16 protein-coding genes are annotated in these 16,223 nt (G+C 70.3%); 2 read left to right on the top strand and 14 right to left on the bottom strand.

Features of this window, described 5'->3' with window-relative positions:
- Positions 1 to 5: 5 nt before the first annotated feature.
- From GH747_RS16235 to GH747_RS16225, 3 genes are all read right to left on the bottom strand, one after another.
- Entirely contained in the window at positions 6 to 1,301 is a 1,296-nt protein-coding gene (locus tag GH747_RS16235; protein ID WP_149770666.1) for a hypothetical protein, read from the bottom strand.
- Positions 1,298 to 2,320: a WxL protein peptidoglycan domain-containing protein gene (locus tag GH747_RS16230; RefSeq protein WP_149770665.1), complete on the bottom strand. Its 1,023-nt coding sequence runs from the start codon at positions 2,318 to 2,320 to the stop codon at positions 1,298 to 1,300. Before GH747_RS16230 ends, GH747_RS16235 begins: the two co-directional genes overlap by 4 nt.
- Before the next feature lie 129 nt (positions 2,321 to 2,449).
- A complete protein-coding gene (locus GH747_RS16225; RefSeq protein ID WP_149770664.1) occupies positions 2,450 to 4,177 on the bottom strand; it encodes a hypothetical protein in 1,728 nt (575 codons plus the stop codon).
- A 150-nt stretch (positions 4,178 to 4,327) separates the two neighbouring features.
- On the opposite strand from GH747_RS16225, the gene GH747_RS16220 reads away from it, so the two are divergent.
- Positions 4,328 to 4,999, top strand: a complete 672-nt coding sequence (locus tag GH747_RS16220) for a class E sortase (RefSeq protein ID WP_149770663.1) — start codon at positions 4,328 to 4,330, stop codon at positions 4,997 to 4,999.
- Position 5,000: 1 nt separating this feature from the next.
- Complete coding sequence (locus GH747_RS16215; RefSeq protein WP_149770662.1) at positions 5,001 to 5,186, top strand: hypothetical protein; 186 nt, start codon at positions 5,001 to 5,003, stop codon at positions 5,184 to 5,186.
- 206 nt (positions 5,187 to 5,392) lie between these two features.
- On the opposite strand, the gene GH747_RS16210 is transcribed toward GH747_RS16215, so the two are convergent.
- The 11 genes from GH747_RS16210 to GH747_RS16160 form a co-directional block, all read right to left on the bottom strand.
- On the bottom strand, positions 5,393 to 6,139 hold the full coding sequence (locus GH747_RS16210; protein ID WP_149770661.1) for a maleate cis-trans isomerase family protein: 747 nt from the start codon (positions 6,137 to 6,139) through the stop codon (positions 5,393 to 5,395).
- The gene (locus tag GH747_RS16205) at positions 6,136 to 6,813 is read right to left on the bottom strand and encodes a hypothetical protein (protein ID WP_149770660.1); all 678 of its coding nucleotides are present in this window, start codon (positions 6,811 to 6,813) and stop codon (positions 6,136 to 6,138) included. The genes GH747_RS16210 and GH747_RS16205 overlap by 4 nt, the downstream gene beginning before the upstream one ends.
- Positions 6,813 to 7,643: an SDR family NAD(P)-dependent oxidoreductase gene (locus tag GH747_RS16200; protein ID WP_149770659.1), complete on the bottom strand. Its 831-nt coding sequence runs from the start codon at positions 7,641 to 7,643 to the stop codon at positions 6,813 to 6,815. The genes GH747_RS16205 and GH747_RS16200 overlap by 1 nt, the downstream gene beginning before the upstream one ends.
- Positions 7,640 to 8,650, bottom strand: a complete 1,011-nt coding sequence (locus GH747_RS16195; protein ID WP_205602988.1) for a calponin homology domain-containing protein — start codon at positions 8,648 to 8,650, stop codon at positions 7,640 to 7,642. The genes GH747_RS16200 and GH747_RS16195 overlap by 4 nt, the downstream gene beginning before the upstream one ends.
- Positions 8,647 to 9,426, bottom strand: a complete 780-nt coding sequence (locus tag GH747_RS16190; RefSeq protein ID WP_205602987.1) for a hypothetical protein — start codon at positions 9,424 to 9,426, stop codon at positions 8,647 to 8,649. The genes GH747_RS16195 and GH747_RS16190 overlap by 4 nt, the downstream gene beginning before the upstream one ends.
- Positions 9,423 to 10,646, bottom strand: a complete 1,224-nt coding sequence (locus GH747_RS16185) for an aromatic ring-hydroxylating dioxygenase subunit alpha (RefSeq protein ID WP_149770658.1) — start codon at positions 10,644 to 10,646, stop codon at positions 9,423 to 9,425. The genes GH747_RS16190 and GH747_RS16185 overlap by 4 nt, the downstream gene beginning before the upstream one ends.
- Before the next feature lie 13 nt (positions 10,647 to 10,659).
- Entirely contained in the window at positions 10,660 to 11,688 is a 1,029-nt protein-coding gene (locus GH747_RS16180) for an alpha/beta hydrolase family protein (protein ID WP_149770657.1), read from the bottom strand.
- Positions 11,685 to 12,509 carry an oxidoreductase gene (locus GH747_RS16175; protein ID WP_149770656.1) on the bottom strand — a complete coding sequence of 275 codons (825 nt, stop codon included), beginning with the start codon at positions 12,507 to 12,509 and terminating at the stop codon, positions 11,685 to 11,687. Before GH747_RS16175 ends, GH747_RS16180 begins: the two co-directional genes overlap by 4 nt.
- 180 nt (positions 12,510 to 12,689) lie before the next feature.
- Positions 12,690 to 14,144: an aldehyde dehydrogenase family protein gene (locus tag GH747_RS16170; protein WP_205602986.1), complete on the bottom strand. Its 1,455-nt coding sequence runs from the start codon at positions 14,142 to 14,144 to the stop codon at positions 12,690 to 12,692.
- The gene (locus tag GH747_RS16165) at positions 14,141 to 15,334 is read right to left on the bottom strand and encodes an FAD-dependent oxidoreductase (protein WP_149770655.1); all 1,194 of its coding nucleotides are present in this window, start codon (positions 15,332 to 15,334) and stop codon (positions 14,141 to 14,143) included. Before GH747_RS16165 ends, GH747_RS16170 begins: the two co-directional genes overlap by 4 nt.
- Positions 15,331 to 16,221: an isocitrate lyase/PEP mutase family protein gene (locus GH747_RS16160; protein WP_163695693.1), complete on the bottom strand. Its 891-nt coding sequence runs from the start codon at positions 16,219 to 16,221 to the stop codon at positions 15,331 to 15,333. The genes GH747_RS16165 and GH747_RS16160 overlap by 4 nt, the downstream gene beginning before the upstream one ends.
- Positions 16,222 to 16,223 lie beyond the last annotated feature (2 nt).

The raw sequence follows: 16,223 nt of genomic DNA, 5'->3' as shown, positions 1-16,223 counted from the left end.
CGATATTAGGTGGACTGTGAAGATCGTTTGTCGCGCCGATCCAGCCATGTGTCGACGGCATCGACGTCGACCACCGAGTCGGGTGCCGTCGGCGAGCCGTCTCCCCCACCGTTGTGCTCGGGTGCAGCGCCGGGGTGCCTGCGCCGCAGCCACGACTCCAGCGCCAAGAGGTCGACCACCGACGCGCCGTCGCCCGAGGAGCCGCCGCGTGCACCGGCAGCGGCGCCGGCGGTCGCGATGACCCCGGCGGCTGCGGGGTCGTGGAGCAGGGTCTCGAGGTCGCGCTGCTCCAGGCGGCCGTCGAGTCGCTTGATCAAGCCCGAGCGGCCGACGGCCTTCGGGCTCACGAGGAAGCCGCCCAGCGCATCCACGTAGACGACGTCGGGCAGCGGGTACGGCGAGGCCAGCGCCGCCTTCTCCGCCTCGGCGAGCTGAGGGCGCGCCTTCCTCGCCGCGATCCGCCGCCGGACCGCCCAGGCCAGCAGCAGCAGCGCCAGGAGGTTGATCGCGACCAGACCCCACGGGTACGCACCCCAGGTCGTCTCGAACTGCGTCCCGCTCGGGCCCTCCCCGATCGAACCGACGACGTGGTAGGTCCCGAACGCTGCGAACGGCAGCTCGATCTTGGACTCGATCGTCGTGCTCTGCAGCGGCAGGACGGTGATGTCACGGGTCAGCGCGACGTCCGGCTTCTGGAGGTCCGAACGCCCCACGCCGATCAGGATCTCGGGGTTGTAGGCGGGCGCCGTGCCCTGGTTCTCGACCTCCACGACCAGCTTGCGAGCCGGAGCCGCGCCGAAGAGCCCGGCCAGACCGCCTCCGCCCACCAGGCGCACGTCGGTCACCACGAGGTCGGGCTGGGGCGTCACCACCGACGGCGGCGTGCCGACGGCGTGCCCGGTGACGACGAACGGCGCGTCGACCGCGAGCGCCGGGCCCGTGTACGAGGCCACCCGGACCACGCACGGGCACGGCCGCGGCGGGTTGCCGACGACGAGATCGATGTCGAGCTCGCCGTCCACGTTCGACACCGCCAGCGCGGCGGCACTCTGGTCGCACGCCCCCGACCCGCCGATGGCGAGGTCGCCGCAGACGACGGCCTGGACCTGGGTGAGCGGCGGCCATCCGGCGCCCTTCACCTCGACGTTGGCGCCCGGCCTGCCCTCGCCGGGCGTGACGGTGGCCGAGAGCCCGGGCTTCGCGTCGGCGGCGGGGACAGCGGCCGCGGACGACCATGCCCCCACGTAGACGCCGAGCAGCGCGATCAGCGCGACGACGGCAGCACTCTTGCCCGCCCTCACCGGCCGGCCGCGATCGTGATCTTCGGAGCGGACGAGACGGCCGCGAAGGCCTTGCGCTTGGCGGCACGCCGACGCAGCCACCACCACGTGGCACCGATCACGAGCAGGATCGTCAGCACCGTCAGGACCCAGGGGACCACCCACTGCGTGGTCGACTCGGAGTCCGTCGTGCCCTCGGGCGTCGCCATCGTGACCTTCGTGGTGATGCGGTCCACGGCGCCGACGCCCGTGACCTCCTCCGTGAGCTTCACGGTCGCGCCCGGGAGCAGGTCGACGATCTGACCGGTCTCCACCGAGGACAGGTCGCGCCCGAACAGACCGGTGAGCGTGATGGTGGCAGCGGGCGACAGGCGCAGGTTGCCGGTGTTCTTGACGGTGTAGGACACGGTGCCCTTGCCCTCACCGGACCAGGGGAAGATGCCGCGATCGTGCTCGAGCTCCACGTCGGTGACCTTGAGGGCGGGCATGGTCGGGCCTGCGACCCGGAGGTAGAGGCGCGAAGCGACCGCACGCTTGATGCCGACGTCGATGCCGCCGGACTCGGTCGTGCCCTCGACCGAGCCGTTGAGGGCAACGAGTCCGCCGACGTGGTCACCGGGAGTCGCGTTCGCGGGGATCTGGATGGTGATCGGCACGTCGACCTGGGTCCGGCCGACGACCTTGACGGTCTGCACCGGGACCTTGATCCAGGCGCCGACATCGGTCTGGGGCTGGTCGAGGCCGCGGAGCGCGAAGAAGCCGCCCTGCTCGGTGTTGTAGCCGTCGGCGCCGTAGATCGAGAAGGTCAGCGGCTTCTTGGTGAAGTTTCGGATGCGGACCTTGTCCGTCAGCGTGGTGCCGGGCGCTCCCTCGAGGACGAAGTAGCTGCGCGGTGTCGGCGAGGACGAGTCGGCAGGGGTGGGAGTGACCGACCACGCGCCGTTGTCGGCGGCATGCGCAGGCGACGGCACGAGGGCCGTCGCCAGGGTCAGCAGGACAAGGGCGATGAGAGATCGCGCGAGGCGCGTCGCGAGGGTCATCGGTAGCACTCCCGGTCGGAGGGGATCGGAACGGCCGGAACGGGTGGACGCCGCTGCTGCGGCGCCCACCCGGACCGTTACTGCGAGGTGTTGCGTGTCATGACAGATGACGTGACGTAGGCCCGAGGCTTACGACAGCGTCAGCGTGAGGAGACCGGTGTAGGCACCGGCCGCCTGGCTGGAACCGACAGCGAGCGACAGACCGGCGTCGGCGACGGTGTCGCCGCCGCTGGTGCCGTTTGCGCCCAGACCGGCCGTCGAGACCGAGCAGAGCGGCAGGTCGGTCGCCGCATCGCCGAACGCGCCCGCTGCGCCAGCGGTGACGGTGTCGTCACTGTTGGCGGCTGCGACACAGCTCGGCGTCCACGAGAGCGAGCTCGACGGGATGGTGAAGTTGCCGCCGGACGGCTTCGCCGGGCCGTTGAGGCCCGAGAAGCGACCAACGAGCGACCAACCCAGCGTGCCGCCGCGGTAGTCCTTCACCGTGACGTCCTGGAGGTTGCCGGTGGAGGTCTGGTCGGTGCCGTTGAGCTGGATGCCCGACATGGTGACGTTGCCCGCCACCTTCGACATCTTCAGGTCGCCGGCGACGACGGTCAGGTCGACCGTCTCGAGCAGCGAGCAGCTTCCGGTCGTTGCGAGGCCGGCCTTTGCCGTGCAGGAGTCACCCGAGAAGGTGAACGCCTGCGAGGCGAAGATGACGACCGGCGGCGGACCGGCGACGTGCGTACGGCTCGCGCCGATGAACGCCGTCGCAGGATCGTTCACGGTGAACGACTGCGAGAAGTTGCCCGCGGAGTCGGCCGTGGCCGTCACTGCGGGATCCGACGTCGCCGGCGGCGGGAACGGAGGACCGCTCTGGGTGCTGCTGACGTTGACGGACTGGTTGGGATCCCAGTTGGTTCCCGAGACGGTCACGATCGTGCCCGCGCCGCCACCGACCACATTGGTCGCGACGGTCGGGTTGCCCAGGATCGTCACCGGGGTCAGGCTGACCTCGGAGCCCGAGGTGACCTTCAGGGTGCGTGCACCCGCGGTCGGCGTGGCGGGCACGGGGAGAGTGCCGGTGCCGGTGCCGCCTGCGGAGATGGTGACGGACGACGAGCCTGCGTCACAGCTGGAGCCGCTGGTGTTGCAGAGCTCGGCGGTGCCGGTGCCGGCGCCTGCGAAGTTCGTGACGCTGAAGCTGATCACGTCGTTCTTGCGGGCGGCGGTGTTCACCACCTGGTTGCTGATGCCCGTGATGGTCGCGGTGGGTCCGACAGCGGAGAAGTTGGCGCTGATGTTGGTGTCGATCGGCGTCGTAGCCGGGTTGACACCGTTCGCAACGCCGGTGCTCTGACCGTTGCAGTTCACGCGGGTGAGGAACGTCGGGATGTCGTAGATCACCTTGCGGAGCTTGACGGTCGTGCTGCCTGCGGCGGTGATGGCGAACGATCCCGTGATGGTGTCACCCGGGATGACCGCTCCACCGCCGGCCGAGAACGCCTTCGTGATCGCCGGCAGGTTGTTGCCGTTGACCGAGAAGTAGTAGTACGCCGTGCCACTGGCCGGCGGTCCACCGTTCTTCGGACCCTTGTCGAAAACGAGCGAGAAATCACGCGTACTGCCGACGGTGGTGCCCCCACTGGTCGTGAGGGTGTAGTCGACAGCGCCTTCGCTCCATGGTGCGAGCGACGACGACGTGTTGCTCGCCGGCGTGGTGTCCTCGATGCCGGCTCCACTCGGGGGTGAGTAGACCCAACATCCGCCGGTGGGTGTGACCGCAGATGCGGATCCGGCTCCGAGGACGACTGCTGTCGTCGCGAGCATGCTGGCACCAGCCAGCAGGGCGACGGCACGGTTCTTCGAAATCATCTACCCGCTCTCCTTCTTCGGGTAGGGGGCCCCGAGGGGCCCGACCTCAAACGCAGTCCTGTCCACTGCATTGCACTCATCGGGAGTACAAGTAGAGATAGGCTGTGCCACACAGCCGATATTGTCAATGATATATCCGAGAGGATTTGAATGAACCAGTCCGCCGTGGTAGCCCGAGCGTTCGCGCGCACGGCTGCCGAGCTGCTCGTCACCGGCGGTGTCGTCGTCCTGCTCTTCGCCGCCTACGTGGTGGTCTGGAGCGACGTGCAGACCGCGGCCGCACAGGTCGAGCTGCGGGACGACTTCAAGAGCCAGGCCCAGTCGGCTGATGCCCCGGCGCCCGGCACGACTGCGACACCGGAGCCCTTGGCCGTGCCCCCCGGCGACGCCATGGCGGTCATGCGCATCCCCCGACTCGGCGACGACTGGTCCTGGGTCGTCGTCGAGGGCGTGTCCGACGAGCAGCTCAACCGCGGCCCCGGCCACTTCCCGGAGACCGCGCTGCCCGGCCAGATCGGCAACTTCGCGGTGGCCGGCCACCGCGCGACCCACGGGGAGCCGTTCGCTCACCTCGATCGGATGGCGCCCGGGGACGAGATCGTCGTCGAGTCCATCGGCGTCACGTACACCTACGTCGTCGACACCACGGAGATCGTGACCCCGTCCGACGTGGGGGTGCTGCTCCCGGTGCCCGGCAAGCCGGACAAGGCCTCGCGCAAGGCCCGCATCACGCTCGTGACGTGCAACCCTCGCTGGGGTTCGAGCGAGCGCCTCATCGTCCACGGTCACCTGACCGAGACAGTCATCGGCTCGGAGGTCTGACGTGTACGCAGCACTCTGGCGGGTCCTGCCCGGCCCCACCGCAGTCAAGCTGGTGCTGGCCGGCGCCCTCTTCCTGGGTGTCGTCGCCATCTTGTTCCTCGTGGTCTTTCCCGAGATCGAACCGCTGCTGCCGTTCGACCAGATCACCCTCGAACCCGAGCCGACGACATCGAGCGCCGTCGGCTGAGGCTCGAGGGACGCCACAGCGACGGCTACGCGCGTGCTGGTGCGTCCCACGAGTCCGGGGGTGGTGGAACAGTATCTTGTGACGCGGAACACTGTCCTGAAGATTCGGACAAAGTTCCTTGTTCGTAACCTGAGAATCTTCCCGGTGACAAAGGAGCCGCCGCCGACCCGTGGGTCGGCGGCGGCTCTCGTCGGTGGGACCGCGGCTCAGTGGTCCCGCAGGAGCGAACCGAAGCCGTAGATCTTCTCCTCGATGCCGTTCTCGCGCAGCGCCATCCACCACGTGGCTGCGTTGATCGCGATCACCGGCTTGCCCAGCCAGCGCTCGGCCTCGTCGGCGAGCTCGGTCATGCAGAGGTTCGTGCCGCACTGGACGATCGCGTCGACGTCGGGTCCGTCCACCTCGATGATCGCCTCACGCAGCTGCTGCTCGCTGACGTGCGCGATCGCGACGGCGCTCTCGCAGCTGAAGCCCTTGATCTTGCCGACCTCGAAACCAAGCTCGGTGAAGAACTTGCGGACGTTCTCGTCGCCGATCGGGGTGTACGGCGTGACGATGCCGATCTTCTTGGCGCCGAAGAGCTGCAGGGCCCGCTCGCAGGCCTCCGCACCCGTGGCGACACCGAGACCGCCGGAGAGGTCCTTGATCTGCTGGACGAACTGGCGGTTGCCCTCGACGCCGTCCCAGAACGTCTCGGCGCTCATGCCCATGACCATGTAGTCGGGCTCCATGGTCATGATGCCCTCGACGCAGTCGGCCATCGCGGCGCGGATCTGGACGAGCAGGTTCTGCATGCCCTCGTCGTCGGCGATCCGCCCGTCGCGGATCAGGATCCGACCGTAGTGCGACGTGACGCCCGGGACCCGCATCATGTCGAACTCGGGCTGGACGATGGTGTTGGTGCTCGGGGCGATCACGCCGAACTTGCGGCGGTAGCCGAGACGGTCGGTCATGAGATGGAGGCTCCTTCGGGGACGGAGGGACGATCGGCGCGCGGGAGGCGTCCGCGGAGACGGAGCGCACCGATGAGGAAGCAGAGCTGCACGCCGGTGTTCGTGAGCTGCTCGGCCCACTGGACCGCCTCGGTCTGGTGGGGACGAGCCGCCAGCGGCGGGAGCACGAGCGTGCCCACGATGTAGACGATGAACAGCACGCGACTGACCTGGTCGCCGTGCCGCGCCGCGAGCATCGAGGCGATCGCCCCGACGGCGACAGCCGCGAGAGCGGCGATCGCGAGCATGGGGGTCAGGTTGCGCGCAGCGCCTGAGATGCAGGCGCCGACGAACGGCACGAGGGCGAAGGGCAGCCAGGAGACGACCTTGCCGACGTACACGCTCGCGAGCGCCCACGCGAGAGCGGAGAAGCCGACCGCGAGGCACGGGAACAGCATCTGCTCCAGGATCGGGATCTCGACGCAGGGGCCGGCCACGAGCAGCTTCCAGACCGCCTTGCCGAGCCCGCCGAGCATGACGACGATGCCGCCGAACAGCGCCCCCGCACGGACGGCGGGGAGCGACTTGCCGAGCGCGTTGGCGAGGACGATGAGACCGGTCCCCGCAAGGACCACCGGGACGAAGTCCTCGACGGCGAGCGCGAGACCGTACTCGGTGCAGGGATCGATTGCCATCAGACGGCCGCCTTCTCGGGCTCGGGCGTGAAGATGTCGCGTTTGCGGAATCCGGCGGTGAGGAAACGACCCATCGCCTTCGGGGTGGTCAGCCACGCAACCTTGGCGCCGTGCTTGCGTGCGCCGAGGATGCCGTCGGCCAACCACGGGGTGACGGTCTCGACACGGTCGCCGAGGATGTTGAAGATCTTGCGCGCGCGCTCGAACTCCTCCGGCTGACCGTCGTAGTCGTCGAGCAGCAGGTCGGTGGCGACGATGCCCGGAGACAGGAAGCCGACCTTGACCGGCGACCCCTTCAGCTCCTTGACGAGCGATTCCGTGAGGTAGGTGACGCCGCGCTTGGTGGCGCCGTACGTCGTCATGCCCGGCTGCATCTGGCCGCCGGAGCCGAAGCCCTCCATGTTCCAGATCCAGCCACCGTCGGCCTGCGAGCCCATCGCCTCCATGGCGACCGCGCAGCCGTGCATGACGCCGAGGACGTTGGTCCGGACCACCGCCTCGGCGACGTCCGCCGGGACCTCGGGCAGCGGGCGGCGAGGCGCCGACATGCCGGCGTTGTTGATCCAGACGTCGACCTGGCCGAAGCGGGCGACGGCGAGATCGCGCAGGGCGGCCAGCGACGCTCGGTCGGTGACGTCGGCGACCTGCCCGGCGACGCTGTCGGGGCCCGCCGGCGCCAGCGCCGCGAGCTCGGCGACCGCCGACTCGACGGTCGCACTCGACCGGCCGCAGACGACGACGCGGCAGCCGCGCGCGAGCAGCTCCCGGGCGAGCCCGAGGCCGATGCCCCGGGTCCCGCCGGTCACGACGACGACCCTGCCGTCGCTCACGCGCTCGGCTCCCAGGTGAGCAGCCCGTGGACGAAGTGGGTCGTACGCTCGCCGCTGAGCAGCTGCCAGACGACGGCGAGGTCACGGGTCTTCGGGTCCAGCAGGACCTCGCGCCCACGGATCTTCTCGACGCCGCGGGCGTCGCGGCCCATCAGGTGCTGGCTGGTGAACAGCGCCCGGCCGTACGAGATGGCGTTGCCGAACACGTCCGGGCCGTCGTACTGGACCCGAGCACCGTCGCGGTAGCGCTCCAGCTCGTACGAGCGGTCGAGCGCGCCCTGCCACGTGACCTTCTGCTTGGCGCGCAGCAGCGACTGCGGCTCGTGGTCGATGCGGACCTCGGTCTGGCCGACGGTGGTCTGCGTCTCGGCGTCCTCGACGGAGAGGGTGCCGGTCCAGGCGCCCGCCTCCTTGGTCGGCAGGACCTGCGGGGTCGAGCCGAGCCTCGTCTCGGAGGCGATCCACTGGTCGACGAACGCCTGCGTCTCCGGGTTGGTCTCGTGGTCGAACGTGCGCTTGTAGACGCCGTTGAAGACCGCGCAGACCGCCCAGCCGTCGTGCAGCACCGAGGAGTAGACCTGCGTCACGCCGTCCGGCAGGACCTGGTTCCAGGTGCGGAGGTCGGCCTGCCAGCCCGGCGAGTAGTAGTTCGCCTCGACGAAGTAGCCGTACGGCTGGCCTGTCCCGTAGAAGTCGGGACCGCAGTAGACACGGTTCTGGTCGGAGTCGACGATGCCGAAGTCGAAGTTCGCGCCGAGCTCGAAGCGGTTGCGGAGCGGTCCGCTGCCCTCGAGGCTCGTGCGCATCCAGTAGCGCGACACGCCGTCCTCGACGACGCTGGCCCGCACCACGTGCTCGTAGCCGACGTGGTTGCCCTCGGCGTCGAAGAGCGAAGGACGACCGTGCCACTCCCCCTCGATGCGCTGCTGCCACTCGCTGACATCCTCAGCAGCGGTCTCAGCAGTCACCTCGGTATCGCCCATCGATGCGGCCTGCTCCACAGTCATCGGGACACCTCGTTGTCGAGCAGCTGGAGACGGACGTCCTCGGCCGCGTCGTCGCCGACCAGACGGGCGACCTGAGCCCACACCTTGTCGACGTCGGGGCTGAAGATGTTGGCGCGGTTGCGGGCGTCACGGGCCGGCAGGTCCGTGTCGGCCACGTCCGCCACGACTTCGGCCGGCACCGGCGCGTCAAGCAGGGAGAACCAGTGCTCGAGGTAGGTGGTGACGGCGCTCTCGATCGAGACGAACGCGTCGGCGTCGGCGCGGTGCACGAGCATCCACGGCGACATAACCGCGTTCTGTCGCGGGCCGATCGCGGCCTTCGTCAGGCCTGCCCACGTCTCGACCTCCTCGTACGTCTCCGTCAGCGGGTCGTGGGCCCAGTCGAGGTACGTGAGGTGGGTGCCCAGGTCTGCGCGTGGGATCAGGTCGAGGTGGAAGGCGTACGAGCCCTGCCCGTGGACCGAGTCGAGCGTGAAGTGCGGGATGGGCAGACCCTCGCGGGTGAACGCGAAGACCATGTGGCTGTCGAGACCGATCATCTCGACGGCGAGGCCCACGTAGACCACCTTGGCGACAGGCTCGGTGTCGTCCGACGGGACGAAGACCCGGACCTCACCGACCGGCGCGGGGGTCATCGGCGACGTGAGCGTGCGGAACGACCCGCCGTCCTCGCCGTGGACCTCGACCAGGCCCCGCTCTGCGACGATGCGCTCCCACGTGCGGTGGCACAGACCGCTCGGCAGGCTCACGGAAGCCTCGGACTCTGTCGTGCTCATGCGCGGATGCCTTCCTCACGCTGGGTCTCGGTGGTGTCGGTGCGGGGCACGTCGCCGCGCTCCTCGCGGGCGGCCTGCTTGCCGAGGAGCTCCTTGCTGCGGACCTCCTTGAAGTTCCACGCCGAGGCGAGCTCGGGAACCTCCTTGCGGATCGGTGAGGGGATCACGCGAGCCTCGACGCGGGCCGGGCCCTCGCCGACGATCGTGTTGCCCTCGACCGACCAGCCCTTGTCGATGAGCTCCTGGCGCCGGCGGCGGTAGAGCACCGCGTTGTAGTCGCTCTTGACGTGCAGCTCCGCCGACAGGTCGAACGGCAGCAGCTCGGGGCGGACACCGTTGACGACGGCCTCGTCCTCGTACAGCACCTTGAAGACGCGGCGACGGGCGTCACGGTCGGCCCACTTGCCCTTGAAGAACGTCCGCAGCGCGACGAACTTGACCAGCGTGGTCTCCTCGTCGATCGGGATGTTCACGTCGAAGATCTTGAGCGCACCCATCGGGGTGTCGACCTCGAGCAGGATCATGTTGGGCAGCCACCAGGTGGTGGAGACCGGCACCTGCGGGCGCTTCATCAGGTCCTTGGTCTTGTTGGGGTTGAGCAGACCCCAGATGCCCTTGGAGTTGGGCGGGTTGAGCTTGACCGAGACCTTGCAGCTCCACTCGGTCTCCTCCACCTCGAACTCGGGGACCTCGGGCTTCTCCTTGTTGCCGAAGACGCCGCCGTGCACGAACGGCGTGTGTGCGACGTCGACGCCGTTCTCGAGGATGCGCTCGTAGTTCGACTTCCACAGGAAGCTGCCGGTGACCGCGCGATAGGTCTCGGTGTCGTCGATCGCCGACCAGTCCGGGAGCGGCGGGCGCTCCGCCTCGGGCAGGTCGCCCATGTAGATCCAGATGAAGCGGTACTTCTCCTGGACCGGGTAGGAGTCGATGCGCGCCTTGCGCGGGATGCCCTTGTCGGGGTGCGCCGGGATCTTGCGGACCGAGCCGTCGGGCTCGTACTCCCAGCCGTGGTACGGACAGACGATGCAGTCGTCCTTGACCTCGCCGCTGGACAGCGCGGCACCACGGTGCACGCACAGGTCCGACATCGCGACGACCGACTTGTCGCTGTTCTTGCGGTAGATGACGAGCTGCTGTCCGAGCAGCTTCACCTTCTTGGGCTCGCCTACGACGAGGTCTTCGCTGAACTCGACGGCGTACCAGAAGTTCTTGAACATCGTGGATCTCCTCCTAGCGTCGCCGGATCTCGGCGATTTCCGAGCGGGGCTGCTCCGCGAGCAGCTCCAGGGCGTCCTTGGCTGCGGCGTCGCCGCGCACGTGCGCGGCGAAGAACGTGCAGATGGTGGTGGCGAGCGCATCGCGCTGGGCGTCGGCGTCGCCGGTCGGCGGACCCTCGAGGAAGCCGCGTGCCGTGCTGGGGTCCTGCGGGTGCGCGGCCAGCATGTGCGTCGCCCCGTCCAGGTGGACCAGCCAGGCCTCGGTGGTCGCCGGCACGGCCTGCGACCAGGTGGCGGTGATCGGGTCGCGATCGGTCGCTGCCGGGTCCTCGCCGTAACGGACGGCGCTCGCCGCGACGACGCCGTCGGAGGTGCCGGCCGCAAGAAGGACCGGCACCTCGACGGGCGCGGGAAGCAGGGTGCTCGGAGGGTGACCGAGCATCTGCGACGCCATCGTGTGCGCGGCGTACGTGGCGACGGCCCGGATCTCGGGGAACCACGCCGGCCGCGCCGACTGGAGCGCGACCGTGCCGCCGGCCGAGTGGCCGAACAGGGCGACCGCGCCCGTGTCGATCATGCCCGCGAGCGGGCCGTCCTCCCCCAGCGCCGCGACGGCGTCCAGCACCGGACGCAGCGCGGGCGTCGTGGGACGGGTGCCGTAGGTGTCAGGACCGACGGCGCCGATGTCGACGCCCGGGGTGAGCCCGTGGTCCGCGGGCGTCTGCTCCGTCGCGGGGAAGAGCTCCCCGACCCAGTCGTACGTGACAGCGACGAAGCCCGCCTCCACGAGGCGTACGGCGAGCCAGGCGTACGCGTCGGCGCCCACGTTGATCCCGGACAGCAGCACCGCGACGGGGTACGGGGCGCCGGTCGCATCGGCCTGCAGGCGTCCGCTCATCCGCTCGACGGTGTTCTGCGCCGGCAGCGCGGGGTAGCGGACCGTGACGTGCGCGGTGTCGTACGGCGCGTCTGCACTGGGGACGCGCACGGCGGTCCGCACAGCGCGGACGAGCACAGCTCGGTCGAGGGCAGGGTCGGTCATCGGCCGGGGTGTGCCTCGTGCTCGAGCGCCCGCGGGAGCTTGCGGTCGCCGCCCCACAGGGCGCGGACGAGGCGCTGGGTGGTCTCAGCACCGAAGTAGCGGTCGCCCATGACGTTGGCGGGGTCGCGCTCGGCGATGTTGCGGCGGATCGCCTCGTCGTCGGCGCTCAGCGCGGCGCGCTCGGCCACCGGGACGGCCTCCGCAGCGTCGACCCAGCCGAGCCAGCGGTCGAGGTGCTCCTCGGCGACCTCGGTCACCAGCTGGGTCATCTCCTCGCCGGCGGGCGCCATGTGGCAGAACGCGGTCGGCGAGAGGCCTGCGCGCACGAAGGCCGACCGGCTGACGAAGGGCTCGAGGAGGCTGTTGCTCTGGAGCTCCTCCCAGCGGGCGTTGACCGGCTCGTAGTAGCGGTCGAACGAGTCCGTGTCGGTCACGAGGTAGCTGCGCGGCACCGAGTCGAGGAAGAACCAGCCCTGCGGGAAGCATCCGAGGGCCATGCCGAAGTGCGGGACCTTGATCTGCGGGCCGAGCCAGATCGTCAGGTGCACGTTGCAGAAGCCGGCGGCGGCGTTCTCCATGTGCGAGTGGACCATCCAGTCGATCTCGGGGCCGGCGTAGCCGCGGACGCGACCCTTGGCGCCCGTCTCTCCGCCGAAGTCCTCGAGGATCTCGGTCGACGGGTCGCGCTCGAGCTCGAAGCGGTCGGCGACCTTCTGCTTCAGGCGCTCGACGAGGGCGAGCCAGGTCTGGAACGTCTCGGTGACGTCCGTCGGTCCCGACTCGTCGAGGTGCTCCTGGACAAACTTCAAGCTCTGGCTCACGGGGGGGACTCCATTCAGGGTCGTGCGGTGTGGCTCACAATGCAGCAAACTATATATGATCTATAGCGACGGCGACAGGTCTTCCCCTGCAGAATCTTCACCCGGTTCGGAGCCCGACGACGTCAGTCTCCGGACCCCGTGACCGAATCTTGATCCCGCAGGTCAGGAGGTGTGCGCAGGTCAGGACGGGTAGGCGGCCGCACCGAGCCCGGCGCCACCGTCTCGGAAGGCCGCAGGCGCGTGGACGACGCAGGTCTGCACGTGCTCGAGCATCCCCTCGTCGCCGTACTCCCGCCCCCAGCCCGAGCGCTTCACACCGCCGAACGGCGCCCGCAGCGAGATGCCGGTGCGGTTGTGCGTGTTGACGAACGTGAACCCGGCGTCGAGGCGCGTGGAGAGGGCGAAGGCCCGGTCCTCGTCGGCAGACCACACCGAGGCCCCGAGACCGAGGTCGCCCGCGTTGGCGCGGGCGATCGCGTCGTCCTCGGAGTCGAACGCCAGCACCGGAAGAATCGGCCCGAACTGCTCCGTCGCGACGACAGGCGCTGCGTCGGGCACGCCGAGCACCAGCGTCGGAGAGACGAAGTAGCCGCGCTCCAGCGGCGTACCGGGGTCGGTCGTGCCGATCGGCAGCACGTCGGCACCGCGGCCGCGAGCGTCCTCCGCGAGCCCGCGCACGCGCTCGGCAGACGCTGCGCTCACGACCGGCCCCATCGTGACGCCGGCGTGCAGCGGGTCGCCGACCCGCAGCACGCGGTCGGCGGCGGCGCGCAGCGCGTCCACCACCTCGTCCAGGCGAGACCGGTGGACGTACAGCCGCTTCAGCGCCATGCACACCTGGCCGCTGGTGGCGAACGACGCCATCACCAGGCGCTCCGCAGCGGCATCGTCCAGCGCGACGTCGTCCAGCAGGATCGCCGGGTCGTTGCCGCCGAGCTCCAGCAGCGTCGGGGTCAGCGAGCGTCCGGCGAGGCCGGCGATAGCCCGACCAGCGACGTCGCCCCCGGTGAAGGCGACACGGTCGACGCCAGGGTGCCCGACGAGAGCCGTAGCGGTCTCGGCATCACCCTGGACGACATCGACGAGCCCCGGGGGCAGGACCTCGGCGACCAGGCCGAGGAAGCGGGCGACCGCGAACGGCGCCAGCGGCGACGGCTTGACGACGACGGCGTTGCCGGCGACCAGTGCCGGGCCCACCTTGAGCACCGCGAGGATCACCGGGGCGTTCCACGGCGTGATCGCCGCGACCACCCCGTACGGACGGTGGCGCAGGAGCAGCCGCCCCTGAGCGTCGTCGATCTCCCGGTCGACGAGGAGCGCCGTGGCGCGCTCGGCGGCCCACCGCAGGACGGCCACGGCGAAACCGGACTCGCCGCGGCAGTCCGCGAGGGGCTTGCCGGTCTCGCGTGCCATCAGCTCGGCGATGGCGTCCAGCTCGGGCTCGATCCGGTCGGCCGCCGTACGCAGCGCGTCGGCGCGCTCGGCGACCGGCACCGCGGACCACGCCCGCTGCGCCTCGCGGGCGCGGCCGACGACGGCATCGACGACAGCGACGTCGGCGACCGCACAGGTGCCCACCAGCTCGTCGACCCGGGCGGGGTTCTCCCGGCTGATGCCGGTCGCCGTCACGGTCACGAGCGGGTCGCCTCGGCCTCCAGCGGGCGCAGCGAGTCGATCATCGACGTCCGGCGGAGGTACGCGCGCGCGGCGACGGGGTCGGCGGCGAGCGCCCGGAGCTCGGCGTGGTGCGCGGCGCGGACCTCCTCGTCGTCCTCGCGCAGCTGCTTCCAGTTGTCGTGCGTCACCGTCTTGACGTACGAGCGGGCGACGTCGCGGCGCGCGGCGAGCACCGTGTCGAGCTCGTCGAGGCCGGCGCGTCCGGCGAGCAGGTCCGCGAGCGCACCCGCAGTCAGCACCGCGTCGTGCAGGCCGCTGTTCATGCCCATCCCGCCGAGCGGGTTGTTCACGTGGGCGGCATCGCCGACGAGCACGACCTGTCCGACGCGGAAGCGGTCGGCGACGCGCTGGTGCACGCGGTAGAGCGACGAGTGCAGCAGGTCCCACGGGCGACCGAGGTCCGCGACCTCGGCGAGCCGTGCCTGGACGCGCTCGGGCGCGGTCTCGGCCTCGTCCGGGGAGTCCGGGTCGGTCGGGAACAGGATGCGCCAGTGCTCGGGCGTCCGCAGGAGGACGAGCCACTCCTCGGGGTCGTAGACGTAGTTCACGTCGGCGATCCCGGGCAGGACCGTCGCGAGGTCCTCGTGCGTGGAGACGACGAGGAAGCGCTCGGGGTAGGTCATCCCCTCGAACTCCGCACCGATTGACTTGCGCACCGCTGAGCTCGCACCGTCGGCGCCGACGACCCAGTCCGCGGTCCAGGACCGGCCGGTCGACGTCGTGACGCGGACGCCGTCCTCGCCCTGCTCGACTCCGGTGACGGGCTCGCCGAAGACGACCTCGGCGTCGGCGTACGTCTGGAGGCGGTCCAGCAGGATCGGCGTCAGCTTGCTCTGCTCGCACTGGACGCGGAACGGGTACGGGGTGTCGTCCGCGAGCGACCCGAGGTCGAGCTCGGCGATCGGTCCGGTCCGCCGGTCGCGGTACTGGAAGCGGGTCGAGACGATCCCACGCTCCAGCAGGTCGTCGAGGACGCCGAGCTCGGCGAGCATCTCGAGCGACGGGGGGTGGTAGGTGCTCGCTCGTGACTCCGACGCGAGGGTGTCCCCCGCCTCGAGCACGGTGACGGCGTGGCCGTCGCGGGCAAGGGTCAGCGCGGCGGTGAGCCCGACGGGCCCAGCTCCGGCGACGACGACTCGGGCGCTCATGGTGCGCTCACCGCCTCTGCATAGCGTTGTTCGAGCGACAGCTGGTCGCCGAGACCGAGCAGCTCGGTGAGCTCGTCCCAGCTCATCCGAGGGGTCGTGCCGGCGTGGCCGTCGCGCATGATGGTGGAGTAGACGTCCTTGACCGCGGCTGCTGCTGCAAGCATCGCGGAGACGGGGTGGATCACGAGCCGGACACCGAGAGCGGCGTACTCCGCATCGCTCGGTCCGTCGCTCACCGCCCCGCCCGCCTCGGAACGGTTGGCGAGGAAGGGCACGCCCTCGCCGAGGGCCGCGCGCACCCGCGCGAGGTCGGCGAGTCCGGCGCCCTCGACGAAGACGGCGTCGGCGCCCACCTCGACGAAGGCACGGGCCCGCTCGATGACGGAGTCGACGCCTTCGACCGACAGGGCGTCGGTCCGGGCGACGACGACGAGGTCCGAACCGGCCTCGACCACAGCACGGACGCGCGACGCCGCTTCAGCGGGGTCGACGACGGCCTTGCCGCTCATGTGGCCGCACCGCTTGGGCGACACCTGGTCCTCGAGGTGCAGCCCGGCGATCCCGGCGGCCGCGTAGTCGAGCACCGTACGGCGTGCCTGCAGCGCGTTGCCGTAGCCGGTGTCGGCGTCGGCCAGCAACGGCACGCCGTCCAGCGACGGAACCACCTGGCGGGCCCGGTCGGCGATCTGGCTGCCGTGCACGAACCCCAGGTCGGGCAGGCCGAGCCCGACGGCGGACGCAACGGCCCCCGACAGGCATGCGGCCTGAGCCCCCGCGCGTACGGCGAGCCGCGCCGTGACGGCGTCGTACACCCCGGGGAGGTGGACGACGTCGTCACCGGCGAGCAGCGCGCGCAGCCGTTGCGGGGCCGACCCGGCCGCGCTCACGC

The organism is Mumia xiangluensis (assembly GCF_010994095.1).
Classification (GTDB): Bacteria; Actinomycetota; Actinomycetes; order Propionibacteriales; family Nocardioidaceae; genus Mumia; species Mumia xiangluensis.
Note: the sequence above shows the minus strand (reverse complement) of the source record. Positions and strands in the feature narration are given on the sequence as shown.